The sequence below is a fragment of the Flavobacterium bizetiae genome (genome assembly GCF_024271895.1).
In the GTDB taxonomy this organism is placed as follows: domain Bacteria; phylum Bacteroidota; class Bacteroidia; order Flavobacteriales; family Flavobacteriaceae; genus Flavobacterium; species Flavobacterium bizetiae.
The window spans coordinates 5,214,347-5,231,268 of the sequence record NZ_CP091861.1 but is presented as its reverse complement, the minus strand read 5'-3'; the positions used below and the strand labels follow the sequence as shown (position 1 = coordinate 5,231,268).

The 16,922-nt window shown below is 33.6% G+C and carries 14 protein-coding genes and 3 tRNA genes; 8 read left to right on the top strand and 9 right to left on the bottom strand.

Annotated elements, in window-relative coordinates; translation table 11 throughout:
• Positions 1 to 682: 682 nt before the first annotated feature.
• The 8 genes from L0669_RS21560 to L0669_RS21525 all read left to right on the top strand — a co-directional run bounded on the left by L0669_RS21560 (position 683) and on the right by L0669_RS21525 (position 5,817).
• Entirely contained in the window at positions 683 to 1,267 is a 585-nt protein-coding gene (locus L0669_RS21560) for a hypothetical protein (RefSeq protein WP_263759916.1), read from the top strand.
• A gap of 571 nt (positions 1,268 to 1,838) precedes the next feature.
• On the top strand, positions 1,839 to 2,039 hold the full coding sequence (locus tag L0669_RS21555) for a hypothetical protein (RefSeq protein ID WP_263759915.1): 201 nt from the start codon (positions 1,839 to 1,841) through the stop codon (positions 2,037 to 2,039).
• A gap of 71 nt (positions 2,040 to 2,110) precedes the next feature.
• Positions 2,111 to 2,183 (top strand) — tRNA-Asn (locus tag L0669_RS21550).
• Between the two features lie 21 nt (positions 2,184 to 2,204).
• A tRNA-Asp gene (locus L0669_RS21545) sits at positions 2,205 to 2,277 on the top strand.
• A 106-nt stretch (positions 2,278 to 2,383) separates the two neighbouring features.
• Positions 2,384 to 2,455, top strand: a tRNA-Pro gene (locus L0669_RS21540).
• A 245-nt stretch (positions 2,456 to 2,700) separates the two neighbouring features.
• Positions 2,701 to 3,270, top strand: coding sequence for a DUF5565 family protein (locus L0669_RS21535; protein ID WP_263759914.1), 570 nt, complete (start codon positions 2,701 to 2,703; stop codon positions 3,268 to 3,270).
• A gap of 881 nt (positions 3,271 to 4,151) precedes the next feature.
• Entirely contained in the window at positions 4,152 to 5,249 is a 1,098-nt protein-coding gene (locus L0669_RS21530) for a slipin family protein (protein ID WP_263759913.1), read from the top strand.
• A 22-nt stretch (positions 5,250 to 5,271) separates the two neighbouring features.
• A complete protein-coding gene (locus L0669_RS21525) occupies positions 5,272 to 5,817 on the top strand; it encodes a 3'-5' exonuclease (protein WP_263759912.1) in 546 nt (181 codons plus the stop codon).
• A 51-nt stretch (positions 5,818 to 5,868) separates the two neighbouring features.
• Here the strand turns inward: L0669_RS21525 and L0669_RS21520 are convergent, their stop codons facing one another.
• From L0669_RS21520 to cybH, 9 genes are all read right to left on the bottom strand, one after another.
• Positions 5,869 to 7,647: an AMP-dependent synthetase/ligase gene (locus tag L0669_RS21520; protein ID WP_173971218.1), complete on the bottom strand. Its 1,779-nt coding sequence runs from the start codon at positions 7,645 to 7,647 to the stop codon at positions 5,869 to 5,871.
• 178 nt (positions 7,648 to 7,825) lie between these two features.
• The gene (locus L0669_RS21515) at positions 7,826 to 8,257 is read right to left on the bottom strand and encodes a hypothetical protein (RefSeq protein ID WP_263759911.1); all 432 of its coding nucleotides are present in this window, start codon (positions 8,255 to 8,257) and stop codon (positions 7,826 to 7,828) included.
• 144 nt (positions 8,258 to 8,401) lie between these two features.
• Positions 8,402 to 10,804: a TonB-dependent receptor domain-containing protein gene (locus L0669_RS21510; protein WP_263759910.1), complete on the bottom strand. Its 2,403-nt coding sequence runs from the start codon at positions 10,802 to 10,804 to the stop codon at positions 8,402 to 8,404.
• Positions 10,805 to 10,913: 109 nt separating this feature from the next.
• The gene (locus L0669_RS21505) at positions 10,914 to 11,630 is read right to left on the bottom strand and encodes an urease accessory protein UreH domain-containing protein (RefSeq protein WP_263759909.1); all 717 of its coding nucleotides are present in this window, start codon (positions 11,628 to 11,630) and stop codon (positions 10,914 to 10,916) included.
• A 7-nt stretch (positions 11,631 to 11,637) separates the two neighbouring features.
• Positions 11,638 to 12,714 carry a hydrogenase formation protein HypD gene (gene hypD / locus L0669_RS21500; protein WP_263759908.1) on the bottom strand — a complete coding sequence of 359 codons (1,077 nt, stop codon included), beginning with the start codon at positions 12,712 to 12,714 and terminating at the stop codon, positions 11,638 to 11,640.
• Positions 12,715 to 13,341 carry an FKBP-type peptidyl-prolyl cis-trans isomerase gene (locus L0669_RS21495; RefSeq protein WP_263759907.1) on the bottom strand — a complete coding sequence of 209 codons (627 nt, stop codon included), beginning with the start codon at positions 13,339 to 13,341 and terminating at the stop codon, positions 12,715 to 12,717.
• Positions 13,342 to 13,344: 3 nt separating this feature from the next.
• Positions 13,345 to 15,618: a carbamoyltransferase HypF gene (hypF, locus tag L0669_RS21490; RefSeq protein ID WP_263759906.1), complete on the bottom strand. Its 2,274-nt coding sequence runs from the start codon at positions 15,616 to 15,618 to the stop codon at positions 13,345 to 13,347.
• A gap of 4 nt (positions 15,619 to 15,622) precedes the next feature.
• The gene (locus L0669_RS21485; RefSeq protein ID WP_263759905.1) at positions 15,623 to 16,135 is read right to left on the bottom strand and encodes a HyaD/HybD family hydrogenase maturation endopeptidase; all 513 of its coding nucleotides are present in this window, start codon (positions 16,133 to 16,135) and stop codon (positions 15,623 to 15,625) included.
• A 19-nt stretch (positions 16,136 to 16,154) separates the two neighbouring features.
• Positions 16,155 to 16,913 carry a Ni/Fe-hydrogenase, b-type cytochrome subunit gene (cybH, locus tag L0669_RS21480; RefSeq protein ID WP_263759904.1) on the bottom strand — a complete coding sequence of 253 codons (759 nt, stop codon included), beginning with the start codon at positions 16,911 to 16,913 and terminating at the stop codon, positions 16,155 to 16,157.
• Positions 16,914 to 16,922: the final 9 nt, after the last annotated feature.

Genomic DNA, 16,922 nt, shown 5'->3' with positions numbered 1-16,922 from the left:
TAAATTGAAATCTGCACAAGTATGCGGACAGGTATTTTTATGCTTTTAACTGAGTTTAAGTGCTTGATTATCAGAAAAATAAATATTAAAAATCATTTGGATAATTGATCTTTTCGAATATATCTTTGTCGAAGAAATTTGAAGATAGAATTTCAAACAATAATGATTTAAACAACAATACAACAAACACAATACAACAAATAAAATGGATTTTAAATACAACTCATATAGTTCAGAATTACACGCCCCAGAATTCGTTTTGGGATGTTTTACAATACAAATACAGGTGCATGAATGGCAGTAGGATACACATATCTTATGCAATCTCATGAAGCACCTTTAGTCGGGTGCTTTTTTTATGCCTAAAAAACAAAGTTTGCCACGAAGGCACTAAGGCACAAAGATTTTTTATAAAGAATTGAATTAAAAAAATTAGTGACTTAGCAACAGACTGAAAAAGTAATGCGTAAAATGATTTTCGCGCAAAGTCGCAGAGGTGCAAAAAATCAAAGTAAAAAGCTTAGCGACTTGGCGTCTTTGCGAGAGACAGACAAAATATTGATGAAACAAAAAAGCGAGTGATTGTCTCGTAAAAATAAAAAAAATAAACCTTAGTGTCTTTGAGCCTTTGTGGCAAATTACCTAAGATTAAAAAATAACTAACCAATTAAATAAATATATTATGAACAACAATACATTAAACCAGTATAAAAAAGCAATTAGAAATAAATATGAGATCGAAAAAGAAGGTGAATACTTTGATTATTTGTACAGCCCTTCTCGTGGAAAACTACGTGATTTCTGCTGGCTTATTTTCGAAAATAACGCAACTCAGGATGACTTAAATGTTTTTAGAAATTTATTTTCTATTGACTTTGATCATACCAAAAAGAATAAATTTAAAGAACAAAAAGATAAGTTTAGACCTATCGAAACGTTCTTTAAAGGTGAAACAGACCCGACGAATATTGATGCAATAAATTTGGCAGCAATTATGGTCGATTTTCATCCGCGTCCTTTTAAGAACTTTAATAAAATGTGTAGAATGGAAGATGCAAAACAAATAGAAAGCAACTACAAAGCTACGGCAGTTGTTGAAGCAGAGAAAAATAGGAGAGATGTAGAAGTTTTTGTTGAAAACAGAAATGAAAAATCTGGAGAGTATCGTAAACAAAGAAGCCTTTTTTCAAATTTGACAACTCTGTTTTCTAAAAAAGGCGCTCAGAAGAGATATCCGGGAAATCCGATTACCTTTTCGAGTGGCTAGGTTATCATTGGTCAATTGAAGCAAGTCTTCGTGAAGTAAATCTCTTTGATAGAGAATATTAAATTATAAAACAAAACACTTACATTTGTTCCCGAAATGAAAATGAAAAACATACATATCAATCCGTCTCTAAGACAATATAGCGATCGTTTAGCAGGATTTCTTTCGGCTAACAGCTTAGGATGCAGTATGTATTGTAATGAATTGAAGTGTAAATTGTAGTCACATTCTCTATACAAATATATAAAAGCGTCCTTATCGGGGCGCTTTTTTTGTTTTCAGGATAATGTAAAAAGTCGAGTTTTGGTAATTAAGTTTACTTTTTATGACTAAAAATATACTTCGACTTCGCTCAATAGGATAAAGAAAGAACGTTTAACTAAAAATAATTAAAAAAATAATGCACCAAATGTTTGATGATAAAACTAAATAGCGAAATATAATTTGAAAAGTAATCTGATGAGAGACAGTCATTTGATACAATTAAGGATCTGCACAAGTAAGCGGACAGGAATTTCTATGCTTTTTACTTAGGCTTAACTGTTTGATTGTCAGTAAAATAATTTTAAAAATGATTTGGATAATTGATTTTTTAGACTTTATCTTTGCCGAAGAAAATCTGAAAAAAGAATTTCGCATAACAATAATGATTTCGATATATAATACAATACAGAAAATGAATTTCGATAAAAATACATACAACACAGAAATACTAAACCCGAGTTTCTATTTGGGACGTTTAGCAATACAGGTGCATGAATACAGGCAATAAGATCACTATATCTTATCAAATTTCATGAAGCACCTTTAATCGGGTGTTTTTTTTATGCCTAAAAATAAAATGATTTCGTAGCTCAATTGGCAGAGCGCTTGACTGTTAATCAATAGGTTGAAGGTTCAATTCCTTCCGAAATCGCAATGTTCTCTAGAAGGAACTGGCTCATTGGGGTTACTGGCTAACCTTCCCGACTGTCTCTCGGGAGAAACGGGTTCGACTCCCGTATGAGCCGCTGTTTTTTTTGAAGGTTCAAAGGTGCAGAGCGACAAAGGTACAGAGGTTAAAAAAACTTAGAACCTTAGTGTCTAAGTATCTCAGAACCTCAAAAAAGAAAACAACTGGGAAGATAACGGTGGTTGTTTACCCGCCTTGGACGCGGGAGGTCGCAGGTTCGAATCCTGTTTCCCAGACGAATATGAATGTTTTGCCACGAAGCAGTAATGGGAGAAAGATTTTAAAGGAATATTTTTTTAATCCTTTAATCTTTTTCAAAAAAACTTTGCGCCTTTGCGAGAAATTAATTAAGATAATCTCAGAGTAAAAAATGCGAATTATTTTCCGCGCAAAGTCGCAGAGTCGCAAAGGAAAATAAAAAATAAGCTTGGTGTCTTTGCGCCTTCGTGGCAAATTTAATATTCAGTTAAAAAAATATACAATGAAAAAGATAAGTACATTATTTGTTAAAGATCCAAACAACCTGGCAAGAGTTGTAAATAAGTTAAATACAGAAAATGCCTGGGTAATGAATGGTGAGGCAATTGCAACCAGAAAGTTTGATGGTACATCTGCAGCTATTATTAACGGAGAGTTATTCAAACGATTTGATGCCAAAAAAGGACGTACGATTCCGGCGAATGCAATTCCGTGTCAGGAAGCAGATGTAGTGAGTGGTCATCACCCACATTGGTTAAAATGTGATCGCACAAAAAAAGAAGATCAATTTTTCTTTGAAGGTTTTGATAATTTAGAAATTATCACAGACGGAACATTCGAATTATGTGGACCTAAAGTACAAGGAAATCCTGAAAAATTAGAAAAGCACACTTTGGTAAAACACGGATGTGAAGTATTTGATTTTTTAAGTTTTGATTTTGATGATTTAGAAAAATTCTTATCAGAAAATGATATAGAGGGAATTGTATTTCATCATATTTCAGATGAAAGAATGTGCAAATTAAGAAAGTCCGATTTTGGAATTAAACGATTGGATTTGGAAGAAGTTTAACATCTGGATTTTGAAGCTAAAACTTTGCGTCTTTGCGAGAGATTGATAAAGTATTTTTAAAGAATATAATAAGGAATGATTTTCGCGCAAAGTCACAGAGTCGCAAAGAAAAATAAAAAAATAAGCTTTGTGTTTTCGAGCCTTTGTGCAATTTAAAAACACTGCGCAGAATAATTGCGCAGTATCATTTGAATATTTGCTCAGGAAATAAAACAAGTTCTTTTATAAACTGAAATACATCAAAGTGAAGGCTTTGATTAACAATATCAAACAAGTCCTGTTGCGTGTTTCTGTATAGCACCATTGTAGGGAACTTTTCGCGAAAGCGTATTATGTTTTTCTATGCAACTTGATTTGGAGGTTTTGATGGTTTTCCAAAAAACGATCGCCAACTCTATGTGTTATGGGTTCGAATCCCATTCGCAGCAATGCGATAGCTTAATCCGGTAGAGCAATAGATTTTTCGGGTCTCAAAAACCTGTTGAAGAGAGACCATCACTCTTAAAAAGATGACCATTAGAAAAAAACTGATTTGTCTTTGTCAGTGAAACTAAGATTTTTAACATCTGAAATTTCACACTCATGATAAAACCAGTGCGAAAAGTAATGTTTTTTGAAATACTCTTTTTCTTTTCGATTTGATTGTATACATGATTTTAGGATCATATAAGCAAGAAACAATCGCAAACAATTTGAGTAAACAGATCGCAAACTCTTCGTCCGTTTTTCTCTGAGGAGAAAGGCAATGAAGTTTTTTATTTAGAATAAGAAGATAGAGAATAGAATAAAGATCATAGAGTAAAGAAATAGAATAGAGGTTTTTATGGGGTCATAATTTGAAACTTGAAACAAAGAAAAACCTGAAATAAAAAAATATAATTATGATAAAGAGAATTAAAATCGAAGCGTACCAAGTAGGTTTGCTTTTTGAAAACAGAAAATTAGTTGCAGTATTACAAGAAGGTTTGCACTGGACTTTTGGAAACAAGAATTTGTTCGTTTACGATATGAATTCAGCATTTCAGGCTCCATTTGAATTGAACATTTTATTGCAGAATCAAGATTTGGCTTCAATGCTGGAAGTGGTTGAGGTTGCCGATAATGAGATCGTAATGCAATTTGTAAACGGAAACTTCAAGGAGATTTTGGTTCCTGGGAGATATGCATTCTGGAAAGGAATTGTAAAAAATGAATTTACCAGAGCCGATTTATCTAAGATTGAAATCACTGAAAACATTCAAGTGAATTTATTGGAACATCCTAAAATGAGATACTTTACGAGAAAGTTTATTGTAGCAAGCAACGACAAAGCATTGTTGTTTGTGAATGGAACTTTTGTTAAAGAATTGAAATCAGGAACGCATTACTTTTGGAATAACGCGATTACAATCGAGGTTAAAACAATCGATATCAGACAGCAACAAGTAGAAATTTCCGGTCAGGAATTGTTGACTAAAGACAAAGCAGGATTAAGAATCAACTTTTTTGTGAGATATCAGGTTGTAGATATTATGAAGGCTTTGCTAGACAATAAAGATTTTGAAAAACAATTGTATGTCTCTATGCAATTGGCTTTAAGAGCTTTTGTTGGCGGGTTGACTTTGGATGAATTATTGGCCAGAAAAGATACAATTGCCGAAGCAATTTTAGGAGAAGTAACTACTAAAATAGAAGATTTAGGTTTAACAATTTCTGATGCCGGAATTCGGGATGTAATCTTGCCGGGAGATATGAAAGAAATCATGAATCAGGTTTTGGTTGCCGAGAAAAAAGCACAGGCCAACAGTATCATGAGAAGAGAAGAAACCGCCGCAACAAGAAGTTTGTTAAACACAGCAAAGCTGATGGAAGAAAACGAAATGTTGTGGAAATTGAAAGAGATGGAATACGTTGAAAAAATCGCTGATAAAATTGGAGAAATCACAATTTCAGGAGGTGGAAACGTCATTGGTCAATTGAAGGAAATCTTCGTAAAGTAAAAACAAATTAAAAATTAGAAAAATGAAAACTACAGATAAAATTATTATTATCGATTTAGAAGCCACATGTTGGCAGAGCGCAGTTCCTGAAGGTCAGGAAAATGAAATTATCGAAATTGGCTTAGCAGTTTTAGATTTACAAACGGGTGAAATTACTCAGAATCATGGTATCTTAATAAAACCCCAACGTTCGAGTGTGAGCCCATTTTGTACAGAACTAACCACTATTACGCAGGATTTACTCGATAAAAACGGAGTAACTTTTGAGGAAGCAATCGAAAAGCTGGTAGATGAATATCAGCCTGATTTATATACCTGGGCAAGTTACGGTCAGTACGATCTCAACATGATTCGAAAGCAATGCAGGTCATTTGGTATGCAATACCCAATGGGAGATCAGCATATTAATGTGAAAACACTTGTTGCTGAAAAATTAGATTTACAAAAACCTACCGGAATGAATGGTGCTTTGCATCTATTAAATATTCCGTTAGAAGGAACGCATCACCGCGGAATCGATGACGCAAAGAATATCGCGAAAATACTGAAATGGTGTCTACGCAATTAAAAACGGCCGTCTTTGCAGACAGCCGTTTTCGTTTGGTTATATTATTTTGATTTAATTATGATCATAAATTTTAGCGTAAAGATCTTTGTAGATTTCCTTGATAATTTTACGTTTCAGTTTTAAAGTAGGAGTCAATTGTCCGCCATCGATAGACCAGACATCCGGAGTTAATTCAAAACGTTTGATTTTTTCCCAGTGACCAAATTTCTCATTAATTTTTTCTACTTCTTCATCAATACGTTTAATGACATCAGCATTGGCGCTGATAGCCGCATCAGTATTTCCTAAAGTTACTTTGTGCAGTTTTGCCCATTCTTTTACAAATTCAAAATTAGGCTGAATAAAAGCAGCAGGCATTTTCTCTCCGTCACCAATTACCATGATTTGCTCGATAAAACGAGATTGTTTCATCGCATTTTCAATTAGTTGAGGTGCAATATATTTTCCGCCAGAAGTTTTGAACATCTCTTTCTTACGGTCTGTAATTTTAAGGAAACCTTCGCTGTCAATTTCACCAATATCTCCCGTATGGAAATATCCATCTATTAAAGCTTCGGCAGTTTTTTCCGGATCTTTAAAGTAACCTAACATTACGTTTGGTCCTTTGCAAAGAATTTCTCCGTCGGGAGCAATTTTTACTTCAACGTTACGAATTACTTTACCAACAGTTCCAATTTTGAAACCTTTATTTCTTTGATCGTTTACGGCAATTACCGGAGAAGTTTCAGATAAACCGTAACCTTCCATCACCGGAATTTCGGCAGCAGCAAAAACTCTTGTCAAACGCGGCTGTAAGGCAGCACTTCCGGAAACCATTAATTCTAAATTCCCTCCCAAACCTTCTTTCCATTTACTGAAAATAAGTTTTCTCGCGATTTTTAACTGAAATTCGTACCAAAATCCATTGGCTCCGTATGGCTCGTATTTTAAACCTAAATCGATAGCCCAGAAAAATAGTTTTCTCTTGATACCGGTTAATTCACCACCTTTTGCATAAATTTTATCGTAAACTTTCTCTAAAAGTCTTGGTACAGCTGTAATAACCGTAGGACGAACTTCTTTTAAGTTATCACTAATTTTATCAATAGATTCTCCAAAATAAACAGATACACCATAAAACTGATAGATGTACAAAATCATTCTTTCAAAAATATGGCAAATAGGCAAGAAGCTCAATGCAGTACTTTTTCCCGGATCAAACGGAATTCTTGGCGCGCTGTCTAAAACATTCGAAACAATGTTTTTGTGCGAAAGCATCACACCTTTAGGTCTTCCTGTAGTTCCTGAAGTATAAATAATAGTCGCTAAATCATCGGTATGAATGCTGTCTTTTCTGGCTTCGACTTCGCTTTGATTGCTTTCATCTTCGCCCAGAGTCAATAATTCTGTCCAGTGTTTGCATCCTGCAATTTCATTAAATGAGTAAACCTCTTTTAATGTTGGTACATTTGCTTTTATAGCATTTACTTTGTCAAGTACTTCCTGATCTGATACAAAACAGTAAATACTTCCGCTGTGGTTTAATATATATTCGTAATCCTCTTCTGCAATTGTAGGGTAGATAGGAACGTTTTGCGCACCGGTTTGCAAAATACCAATATCCATGATATTCCATTCGGTACGATTATTAGAAGTGATTAAAGCAATTTTATCATCTTTCTGAACGCCTATACGTAATAATGCTCTTGAAACAGCATTAGCTTTTGCAATATATTCCTGGCTAGATGTTTTTTCCCAGACTCCATTTTTTTTGGTTGCTAAGGCAACTGGAAGGTTGTAAGTTTCTTGTTGATAATAGGGAAAATCAAAAAGGCGTGTGATTGAAACCATGTTTAATATATTGAATTTTACCGCAAATTAAATAAAAATTAGGTATGATTTTTAATTTTATAAAATTTTATGGGAAAAATTATAGGTATAATAGAAAATCTACGAAAACGTTTTCTTTTTTGTAGTAATTTTTTGAAATAACGAGAAATGTTTATTTCAGACCGTATATCTTGTGAAATTACTGAACGTTGTAATCAACATATTCTTTTACTCTTTCGCCCATCAAAAACATTTTTTTCTTGGCAAAATGAATAGAAAACTGAGAATAGATCCAGGCTTCGCTATCATTGGTTCTGTACCAAAATGTATAAGAAGCACTATTGAAACCTTCTTTAAAAACCGGAATTCCTTCATCTGTACATTCTATTCCCCAGTTGATTTTAGTTTTGCTTAAATCATCAGCCTGAATAACTCCTGTACCATCAGGATTTAAAATTGTACTTGGTGCTTTTTGTCCCGTTGGGATATAAGTTCCGGGAACGGGATAACCAATTGTAGTTGTAATATAATGATCACGACCATTGTAGGTAATTTGATCTACGTGAACCTGAGCATAAGAGGATGCAGCAACAAAAAATAACGTAATAAGTAATAAATGTAAAGATTTCATTCTATAGTAGGTTTAATTGTTTTTGGAGGCAAAAAAAATCAGTGGCATAATTTTTTTGGCGAATATACTTTAAATTTCTATAGAAAAATGAATCACAATTATAAGAATGAATTTATTTTTTAACATTTTATTGCTGCCGAAATATTACTCTGTCGAAAATTGATTTTCCAGTAATTTTTCTTTAAAATCAGATTTAAAAGTATAGGCAAAAGTCAGCATCAAAGCACGTGTATCTGATTTTGAGGTTCTATTATTACTAAAAAGGAAGGTGTTGTTTTTATAACCGCTTTCCAGAGTATTAAACATATCTGTAACCACTAATCCTAAGCGGGCATTTCCTTTTCCTAATTTTTGCTGAAACCCCATGTCGACATTATAAACAGGAATTCTTTTTCCCTGAGCTGTCGCTAATGAAGAATTATAATTTCCAATAATCTGAAGTTTTCCACCTTTCCAGGGAACAAAATTATTAATGATTTTTCCGTACCAGCTAAAAGCACTATTTACCACATCTTGCGCCAGATTTGAAGCATTTATTTTTTGTTCAAAAGCTGTGATGCTAATATTGGCGTCATAAAAGCCAATTGGTTTTAGGCTAAAAATAGTTTCTAAACCATAAGTTATGGTAGTTCCTATATTTCGTGGCTGTAAAAGAATCACACCATTGTCTTGTAATTCGGCATATTGTCTTATAGCGTCAGTTGCATTTCTGTAAAAAGCATTCGTCGAAAACGAATATTTAGACCATTCTTTATTATAACTCATTTCGGCAATGTGAATGATTTCAGGTTTCAAATACGGATTTCCACCATGAGGATTCAAAGCATCTGTAATATCTATAAACGGATTCAAATTGTCTAAATCCGGACGGTTGATACGTTTGCTGTAACCAATTTTCACAAATTCATCCGCCGTTAGATTCATTTGCAATGATGCTGACGGAAAAAGCTTTAGATAATCATTGTTAAAGCGATCACTATTATTTTTTGTAGCTCCGGTGTTCGAAACGTTTTCTGCACGCAAACCTAAATTATACTTCCACTTAGGATTTTCTTTATCTCCTATAAATGAATTTAAGAGACCGTAAACAGCATTTATTTGTTCGTTAAATTTAAAAGAATTGCTTGCCAGAGGATTTACGACATATTCGCCATTCGTCATATCAGCACTTTGAAAATCTGAATTAAAAAATCGAAACGTTCCTTTATAACCCGTTTCTATAATTGATTTTTCAGAAACCGGAAACGAATAGTTTACAATAGCATTCGAGATATTTTCATGTTCATAATTGTGTGTTCTTTGTAAAAAAGCATCGGCAATTTGCGTATTATATTGATCGTAATTGTTAGTATCAATATCGGTATTTTCTCTATGTTTATTAAAAGAAGAGGTTATGCTCGCGTTAAGGCCTTTTCGATCATCGTCGAATTTTCTGTCGTAACTAAAAGCCAGTTCGCCTACTTTTGAGCGTTCTAATTCTAATGAATGTCGTATGTTATTCGAAAAAAACTGATTAGCGCTTGTATTTACCTGCGTATGCAAAGTCTCATCATTATCCTGACTTTCCATATTTCCTAAAGCTTCAAACGAAAAACTATTTCTTTCGTTAGGCGAAAAATCAATATTCAGTTTTAAATTTTGTAACCCTTCCGTTCTTTCATCATTTCTGTTTTGATAAATAAAATGTTCGTCATCAATAAAATTATTCGTTCGGTCGCCTTTTATTTTTTTCGTTCTTCCCGCAAATCTATTGTCATATCCTAAACCGAAATTCCATTTTTCTGTTTTCTGATTTAAAAGCACAGAACTATTCAATCTTCCTTTTGCACCAAAGCCGCTTCCTAAAACCACGGCACCATTAATACCACTCTGATTGTTCTTTTTAAGTTTAATATTGATAATACCACTTTCTGCATTGGCATCATATTTTGCGGTAGGATTGCTAATTACCTCAATACTTTCAATACTGCTTGCTGCAATCTGATCCATATTTGTAATGGCAGAATTTTTTCCGTTAATTAAAATCATCGGAGATTTCCCTCTCAATGTTATTCCTCCGTCGGCATCAACAGCAACGGTCGGAATACTTTTTAGCATATCCGTGGCAGTTCCTCCGGATTGAGAGATATTCGACACAGCATTAAAAACAAAACCTTCATCAGTTTTCTGAATTTGTTTTTTTTGTGAATTAACCACAACCGCGTTCAATAAGTTCGTATCACTTTCTAAAGTTATAGTTCCGATAGCAATAGGGGAGCCTGTAAATTTTATTTTTTGTTTAAAAGTTTTAAAACCTATTAATTTAAATTGCAACTGATAATCGCCTGAAGGAATATTTTCTAAAGCAAAATTTCCTGAAATATCTGTCACGGCATAGTTGGCCACTTTGGTAGAATCGATGGTGTTTTTTAAAATAACATCGACAAATTCTATAGCAAGTTTTCCGTCAGAAACAGTTCCTTTTATAGAAGAGTTTTGACCAAAAGAGAATTGACTTAATGTAAATAAGAGAATTAAAAGCGATAGGTTTTGTCTGTATTTTTTCATGAGACAAAGATATTTATCGCATTAAATACAGCTTCTTAAAGTACCTTAAGATATCATTAAATTAGGCTTAGAGCCTTTTTAATATCAGGGAAAAATAAGTTTTTAGTCTTTAAAATAAATTAGTAAAGATAATTTTAAATCCAAAAACAATACAAATTGCAGAAGAAATTATGATCAGTGAATATTGTAGTTTTTGCGATTTAAGAATGCTCTTGGTAAAAGGAATACTAAATAATCCAGATGCGATAAACATCCCCAGAATAGATCCTACACCAAAAATTAAAATATACATAAGACCTTCTAAAGGGGTTTTCATTTGAGAAATAACCAGAATCACCAAAGATCCGCTTCCGGCCAAACCATGAATAAGCCCAACCCCAAATGCCGTTTTATAATTCGTTGATCCTTCAAAATGAGCATGTTTAAAAGAGGTAATAGGGTGCGAATGATAATACGTATGAGCGTGCATGTGCGTATGTGTGACTCCATTACGATGCGTATGCTCATGGCTATGGTAATAAGTATGCGAGTGTCTTTTTTTATACAATAATTTAAATAAACGAATTACACCTAGAATGATCAACATTAAACCCACAACAGCTTCGAGATAACTAAAGACGTTTTCGTTTATCGAAATTTTAAAACCAATCATAATAACGCCTACAATAAAAATGGTAGCCGTATGACCAATTCCCCAAAACATTCCGTCTTTTAGAGCATCTTTAATCTTACTTCTATTCGTAACCAGATTGTTTACAGCTAACAAATGATCTGCTTCAAAGGCATGCTCTAATCCTGCATAAATGGTAATGAGTAATCCAATCATTTTAATTTTATAAATAGTTGTAATAAGCCGCACAAGCACCTTCAGATGAAACCATAGGCGCACCAAGAGGATTAGAAGGTTTGCATTTTTTACCAAATTCAGGACATTGATTTGGCTTTTTGTTTCCGGTTAAGATTTGTCCCGCGATACAAAGTTCATCCGTTTTTTCGTTGCTGGTCGTTATAGAGAATTTCACATTTGCATCATACATTTTGTAGTCTTCTCTTATTACGAGTCCGCTGTTTTCGATAGCGCCAATTCCTCGCCATTCCTGATTTCCTACTGTAAAAATGGTATTGACAACTTCTTTTGCTTTTATATTTCCTTCTTCTTTTACCAATCGGGTATATTGATTTTCTACCTCATGTTTTCCTTGTTCTAATTGCAGAACGGCATGATAAATGGCCTGAACCATATCAGCAGGTTCAAATCCGGAAACTACAATCGGAATCTTGTATTTTGAAGCAATTGGGTAATATTCTTCTAAACCCACTATTGTACAAACATGTCCGGCTCCTAAAAAAGCATTGATAGTACAAAACTCGTCTGATAAGATAGCTTCCATCGCTGGCGGAACCAATACGTGAGAGACTAATAAACTAAAATTAGTCAACCCTAATTTTTGTGCATGCATTACTGCCAAAGCATTACTTGGTGCAGTAGTTTCAAAACCAACAGCAAAAAAAACAACTTCGCGATCCGGATTTTTTGCAGCAATGTTTACAGCTTCGAGAGGAGAATATAAAATACGTAATTCTCCGCCTTCTGCTTTGGCTTGCAGTAAACTTTTTGAGGAACCCGGCACTCTGATCATATCCCCAAACGAACACATAATGACGTCCTGATGCATTAACTCGATAGCTTTGTTGATCAATGAAATAGGCGTAACACAAACAGGGCAACCCGGTCCATGAATCATTCTGATATTTTCAGGCAACAAATCCAGCAATCCGTTTTTGACTAATGAATGGGTTTGCCCACCACAAATTTCCATGATATTCCATGGTTTTGTCGTTATCTTATGAATTTCATTGATAAAATGTCTGACCAGCTCGGGATTTCGATATTCAGTAAGGTATTTCATTTATAGAATATTTAAAAGCTCAATAATGAATACCAAAGTAGAGTTGGGCTGAATCATGGGTGGCGCACCAATATGACCATAAGCCAGATCATGAGGAATATAAATTTTCCAGCGGGAACCTTCAGGCATCAGTTGCAGTGCTTCCTGCCAACCGGCTAAAGTTTGTAAAACCCTCATTTTTTGGGGACCGGTTTCTTTGGTAGAATCAAAAACATCTTTGTTCAGTAAATAACCTTCGTAAATTACATCTATAGTGTCTGTGATTTTAGGAATTTCTCCTCTTCCTTCTACTAAAACTTCATATTGTAAGCCGCTTGCAAGCGTTACGACACCTTCTTTTTTTGCGTTTTTTGCTAAAAAAGCTTTTCCAATCTCAGCATTTTTTACTTTTAATTCTTCCTGTAAAAGCGCGACGTAATTATTGAAAATTTCAATAGAACGTTTAGGTGAAATTTTCTCAGCAGATTTCTCAAAAACAGATTTCATTCCGTCGATATAATCTTCATATTTAATTTCATCAAAACCAATATCTTTAAGGCTTAAAGCCATTACAACTCCGGCCGAATACGAAATTTTGTCTTTTTCTTCGGTTTTACCAATGTGCCCTAATAATTCAAGAATATCCATAGCTTATTTTTTTAGATGTAAATAATGATTGAGTTGTCCAAAAGAGATATTTTCGTCGTTTGGTGAAAGCGTTTCGTGAAAATGTAATTTGTATTTAGGCTTGAGATGATCAATAATCAAATCAATGAGAACTGAGTTTTGAAAAACCCCACCGCTAAAAGCTATTTCTTTTGATTTTGAGAAAAGGGCTATTTTTTCGATGCATTTCACTAATGTAAAATGAAAGTTTAAAGCGATTATTTCGAAATCTTTATTATTCTGAACCTCTTTAGCAACTTGTAGCAGGAGTTTTTTTGCAGGTATTAAATCCGTTATTTTTTCATCTTTTAAATAATCCTTTAATTTTAATTCTGATTTATTAAAAGCCTGCTGAGCTAAGTTTTCTAAATACATTCCGGCCTCAGCTTCAAATAAAATAGCATTCTTAAACCCTAATGTAAAAGCAACCGCATCAATTAACCTTCCCATTGAAGATGTTTTTATCGAACTGTTTTTGATGTGTTTAGAATAAATTTTTAATTCGTTTTTATTAAAAAAAGATTGAAAGTAGGTACTGTTTTTACTAATAGAAAGCGCTGCCATCTTAGGATTTTTGGCCATTTGATCTCCTAAAATCCAGGAGAAATATTCCAGATGTCCAATTCTGGTTATAGTATTATGATCGTATTCAAAGAATTCACCTCCAAAAATTTCCGTATCACTTCCAAATCCGGAACCATCCCAAACGACACCTAATATTTTAGATTTTTTCCAAAGTTTCTTTTCGCTCAAAATAGCAGCAAAGTGCGCTTCGTGATGCTGAATTTTTATAGTGGATACCGTTTTGTCTTTATGTACAAATGCCGATATTATCTTGTTGTTTTCGTAATTAGGATGTTGATCACAAACTACTTTTTTAGGAGAAAAATCAAAGAAATGCTCGTAATTTTTTATCTTTTTTTCAAATCGGTTATAGGTGTCAAAATTTAATAAATCACCAATATATTCACTCATATACACCTGATTGTTGGTACTAATAGTGATGGTGTTTTTTAAGATAGCGCCTAAACAAAGTAATTTTTCTGAATTATTTTCTAAATAAGAAAAATCAATATTGGGAGCAAAACCTCTTGCATGACGCAGGATAATTTTTTGTTTATTTTTTCGCGAAAATTTAATTACCGAATCATCCTGAGAATTTTGAATTTCAAGATCATGGTGTAAATAATAATCGGCTATAGGATTTAATGTTTTGATAGCCTCGTTCTCATCTGAAAAAATAGACGATCCATTAAAGTTTCCACTCGTAGCTATTAAGGGTTTTTGAAACAAATTAGCAATTAAATGCAAAATTCCTGAGTTGGGAAGCATTGCTCCAATAGTTTTCATATTAGGCGCTACCTGATCTATGGCTAAGTCTATTTGTTTTTTTATCGTTAAAATTACAATGGGAGCCTGAGTTGACCGAAGTAGATTTTTCTCTGTTTTATGACAAAACAGATAATTTTCAATTTGTTTTATATCCGGAAATAAAACAGCAAAGGGTTTTGTTAAACGCTTTTTTCTATTTCGTAATTCCTGAACAACTTCGGCATTTGTAGCATCACAAAGCAATAAATAACCCGAGGTGTTTTTTACGGCAATTATTTTTCCGTCGTTTAATTTTTCGGCAATGTTTTCGAAAATTTCTTTATTCGAACCTGAAATAATGGTTCCTGTATTATCTGTAAATGAAATTTGAACACCACAATCAGGACAGGAATTTGTTTGGGAATGAAAACGCCTGTCTTTAGGATTATTGTATTCTGTACGACAGGTATCGCACATTTTAAACTCATTCATACTGGTATTTTCTCTTTCAAAAGGAAATTTTTCAGCAATGGCATATCGTGGCCCGCAAGAAGTACAGCTTATGAATGGATAATAAAAACGGATATTTTCCGGATCTAAAATTTCTTCTTTGCAATTTTTGCATATTGCAAAATCAGGTGTCAAAGGCGAATGTACAGAGATATTTTTCTCTGTTGGTTTTATAAAAAAGGAATCAAATTTTTCTTCGGTTGTAACTTCTGAAATTTGAGTTCCGTTTATTTTTGCATTTTTAGGATGTTTTCTTTTTATTTCATTTAAGAATTCAGTGGCAGTCTTTTCATTTTCCTGCAGCATTATAATTACCCCAAACTCATTATTAGAAACATAACCTTTTAAATTTAATTTAATTGCCAAATTGTATACAAAAGGCCGAAATCCAACGCCTTGTACACTACCTGAAATTATTATTTGAAATGAAGGTTTCAAGAAACTAAGTATTAATTTTAAAATTTTCTATTTGCTGGACAATTTGTGCTGTCACTTTTTCTATTGCAGCATCTACTTTTGGCGAAAGCTTCATAGACATTGGCTCCATTTTTAAAATGGTGATGGTGTATAAATAAATTTCGGGCATGGTGTCGAGCATCGATAAGATTTCGACCATGTCTTTTAAACCAAAATTATGTCCGCTTAATGAAATAGGAAAATCATCAGAAAAACGAGGTTTCAAAAGTGTAATTGTTCCTTCTTCCTTGTTGTCCATGGTGGCATCAACAATAATCACTTTTTTATGATTTTCTATGTAAGGTATTAACGTGAAGCCACCAGTTCCACCATCAATAAAAGAGGTATCTTCAGGAAATTGTGTTTTATCGATTCTGTTTATAAAATGTACGCCAACACCTTCATCACCCATCAAATAATTACCAATTCCCAGCACCAAAATTTCATTTCCATCAGAATGAAAAGCATCTAGTTTTCTTGTAATAATTTCTTCTTGCATTTGTTTTATATTTTGTGTTTTAAACCGAATCTTTATTGGCTATTTCTGCCGTAACAGGTTCTTGTTTGTTGTCATCTGGATCTTTTTTAATTCTTTCAGTTCGAACAAATTTGTAGCCGCTTACCATGGCAGATGTTTCACCCAAACCTTCGAGCCAGTCATGAAAGAAAACCAAATAAATATGTACTATGGCGAATAAAATAAAAGTCCAAGTGGTAAAATGATGAATGGTTCTTACATTAAAATCTCCTCCAACCAAATTGGTTACCCAACCGAACATTTTAGGAAAAAACCAGGTCGAAGTAGGGGAGTACATAGCAAATCCCGTCCCGATCATAATAAGTCCCATAACAAACATTACCAGATAAGATGCTGCGGCTACACTATTATGACCTACAGCACCTGAAGGCGAACCATTGGTATGTTCGTTTTGTAAAAAAATATCAAATTTAATAACGTGCCACATCCTTTTGAAACCCTCTTTTTTAAAGGGAAAGAAGACACGCCAATTGGCATATTTATTTCCTTTAAAAGCAAAATAAACCCTCAAAATCATAACAGCTACTAATAGATAAGCGCACATGAAATGAATTTCACGAATGAATCCAAACCAAAACTGATCTGTTGCCTCTTTAGTTGAAATAAGTCCTGGCGGATTGCCAATAATAAATCCTGTTATAACCAATCCTGTTATCGCCCAGGCATTTACCCAATGAAAAATTCTAATGGGTAATTGCCAGATATAAGCTCTTTTATAGTCATTAGTTTTTGTAGACATACTGGAGAA

Excerpts from the sequence above, each read along its gene's own strand:
- L0669_RS21495 (WP_263759907.1), bottom strand. The coding sequence starts at position 13,341 with ATGGATATTCTTGAATTATTAGGGCACATTGGTAAAACCGAAGAAAAA.
- hypD (WP_263759908.1), bottom strand. The coding sequence starts at position 12,714 with ATGAAATACCTTACTGAATATCGAAATCCCGAGCTGGTCAGACATTTT.
- L0669_RS21515 (WP_263759911.1), bottom strand. The coding sequence starts at position 8,257 with ATGAAATCTTTACATTTATTACTTATTACGTTATTTTTTGTTGCTGCA.
- L0669_RS21535 (WP_263759914.1), top strand. The coding sequence starts at position 2,701 with ATGAAAAAGATAAGTACATTATTTGTTAAAGATCCAAACAACCTGGCA.
- L0669_RS21525 (WP_263759912.1), top strand. The coding sequence starts at position 5,272 with ATGAAAACTACAGATAAAATTATTATTATCGATTTAGAAGCCACATGT.
- L0669_RS21510 (WP_263759910.1), bottom strand. The coding sequence starts at position 10,804 with ATGAAAAAATACAGACAAAACCTATCGCTTTTAATTCTCTTATTTACA.
- L0669_RS21520 (WP_173971218.1), bottom strand. The coding sequence starts at position 7,647 with ATGGTTTCAATCACACGCCTTTTTGATTTTCCCTATTATCAACAAGAA.
- L0669_RS21560 (WP_263759916.1), top strand. The coding sequence starts at position 683 with ATGAACAACAATACATTAAACCAGTATAAAAAAGCAATTAGAAATAAA.
- L0669_RS21530 (WP_263759913.1), top strand. The coding sequence starts at position 4,152 with ATGATAAAGAGAATTAAAATCGAAGCGTACCAAGTAGGTTTGCTTTTT.
- L0669_RS21485 (WP_263759905.1), bottom strand. The coding sequence starts at position 16,135 with ATGCAAGAAGAAATTATTACAAGAAAACTAGATGCTTTTCATTCTGAT.
- L0669_RS21505 (WP_263759909.1), bottom strand. The coding sequence starts at position 11,630 with ATGATTGGATTACTCATTACCATTTATGCAGGATTAGAGCATGCCTTT.
- L0669_RS21555 (WP_263759915.1), top strand. The coding sequence starts at position 1,839 with ATGATTTGGATAATTGATTTTTTAGACTTTATCTTTGCCGAAGAAAAT.
- cybH (WP_263759904.1), bottom strand. The coding sequence starts at position 16,913 with ATGTCTACAAAAACTAATGACTATAAAAGAGCTTATATCTGGCAATTA.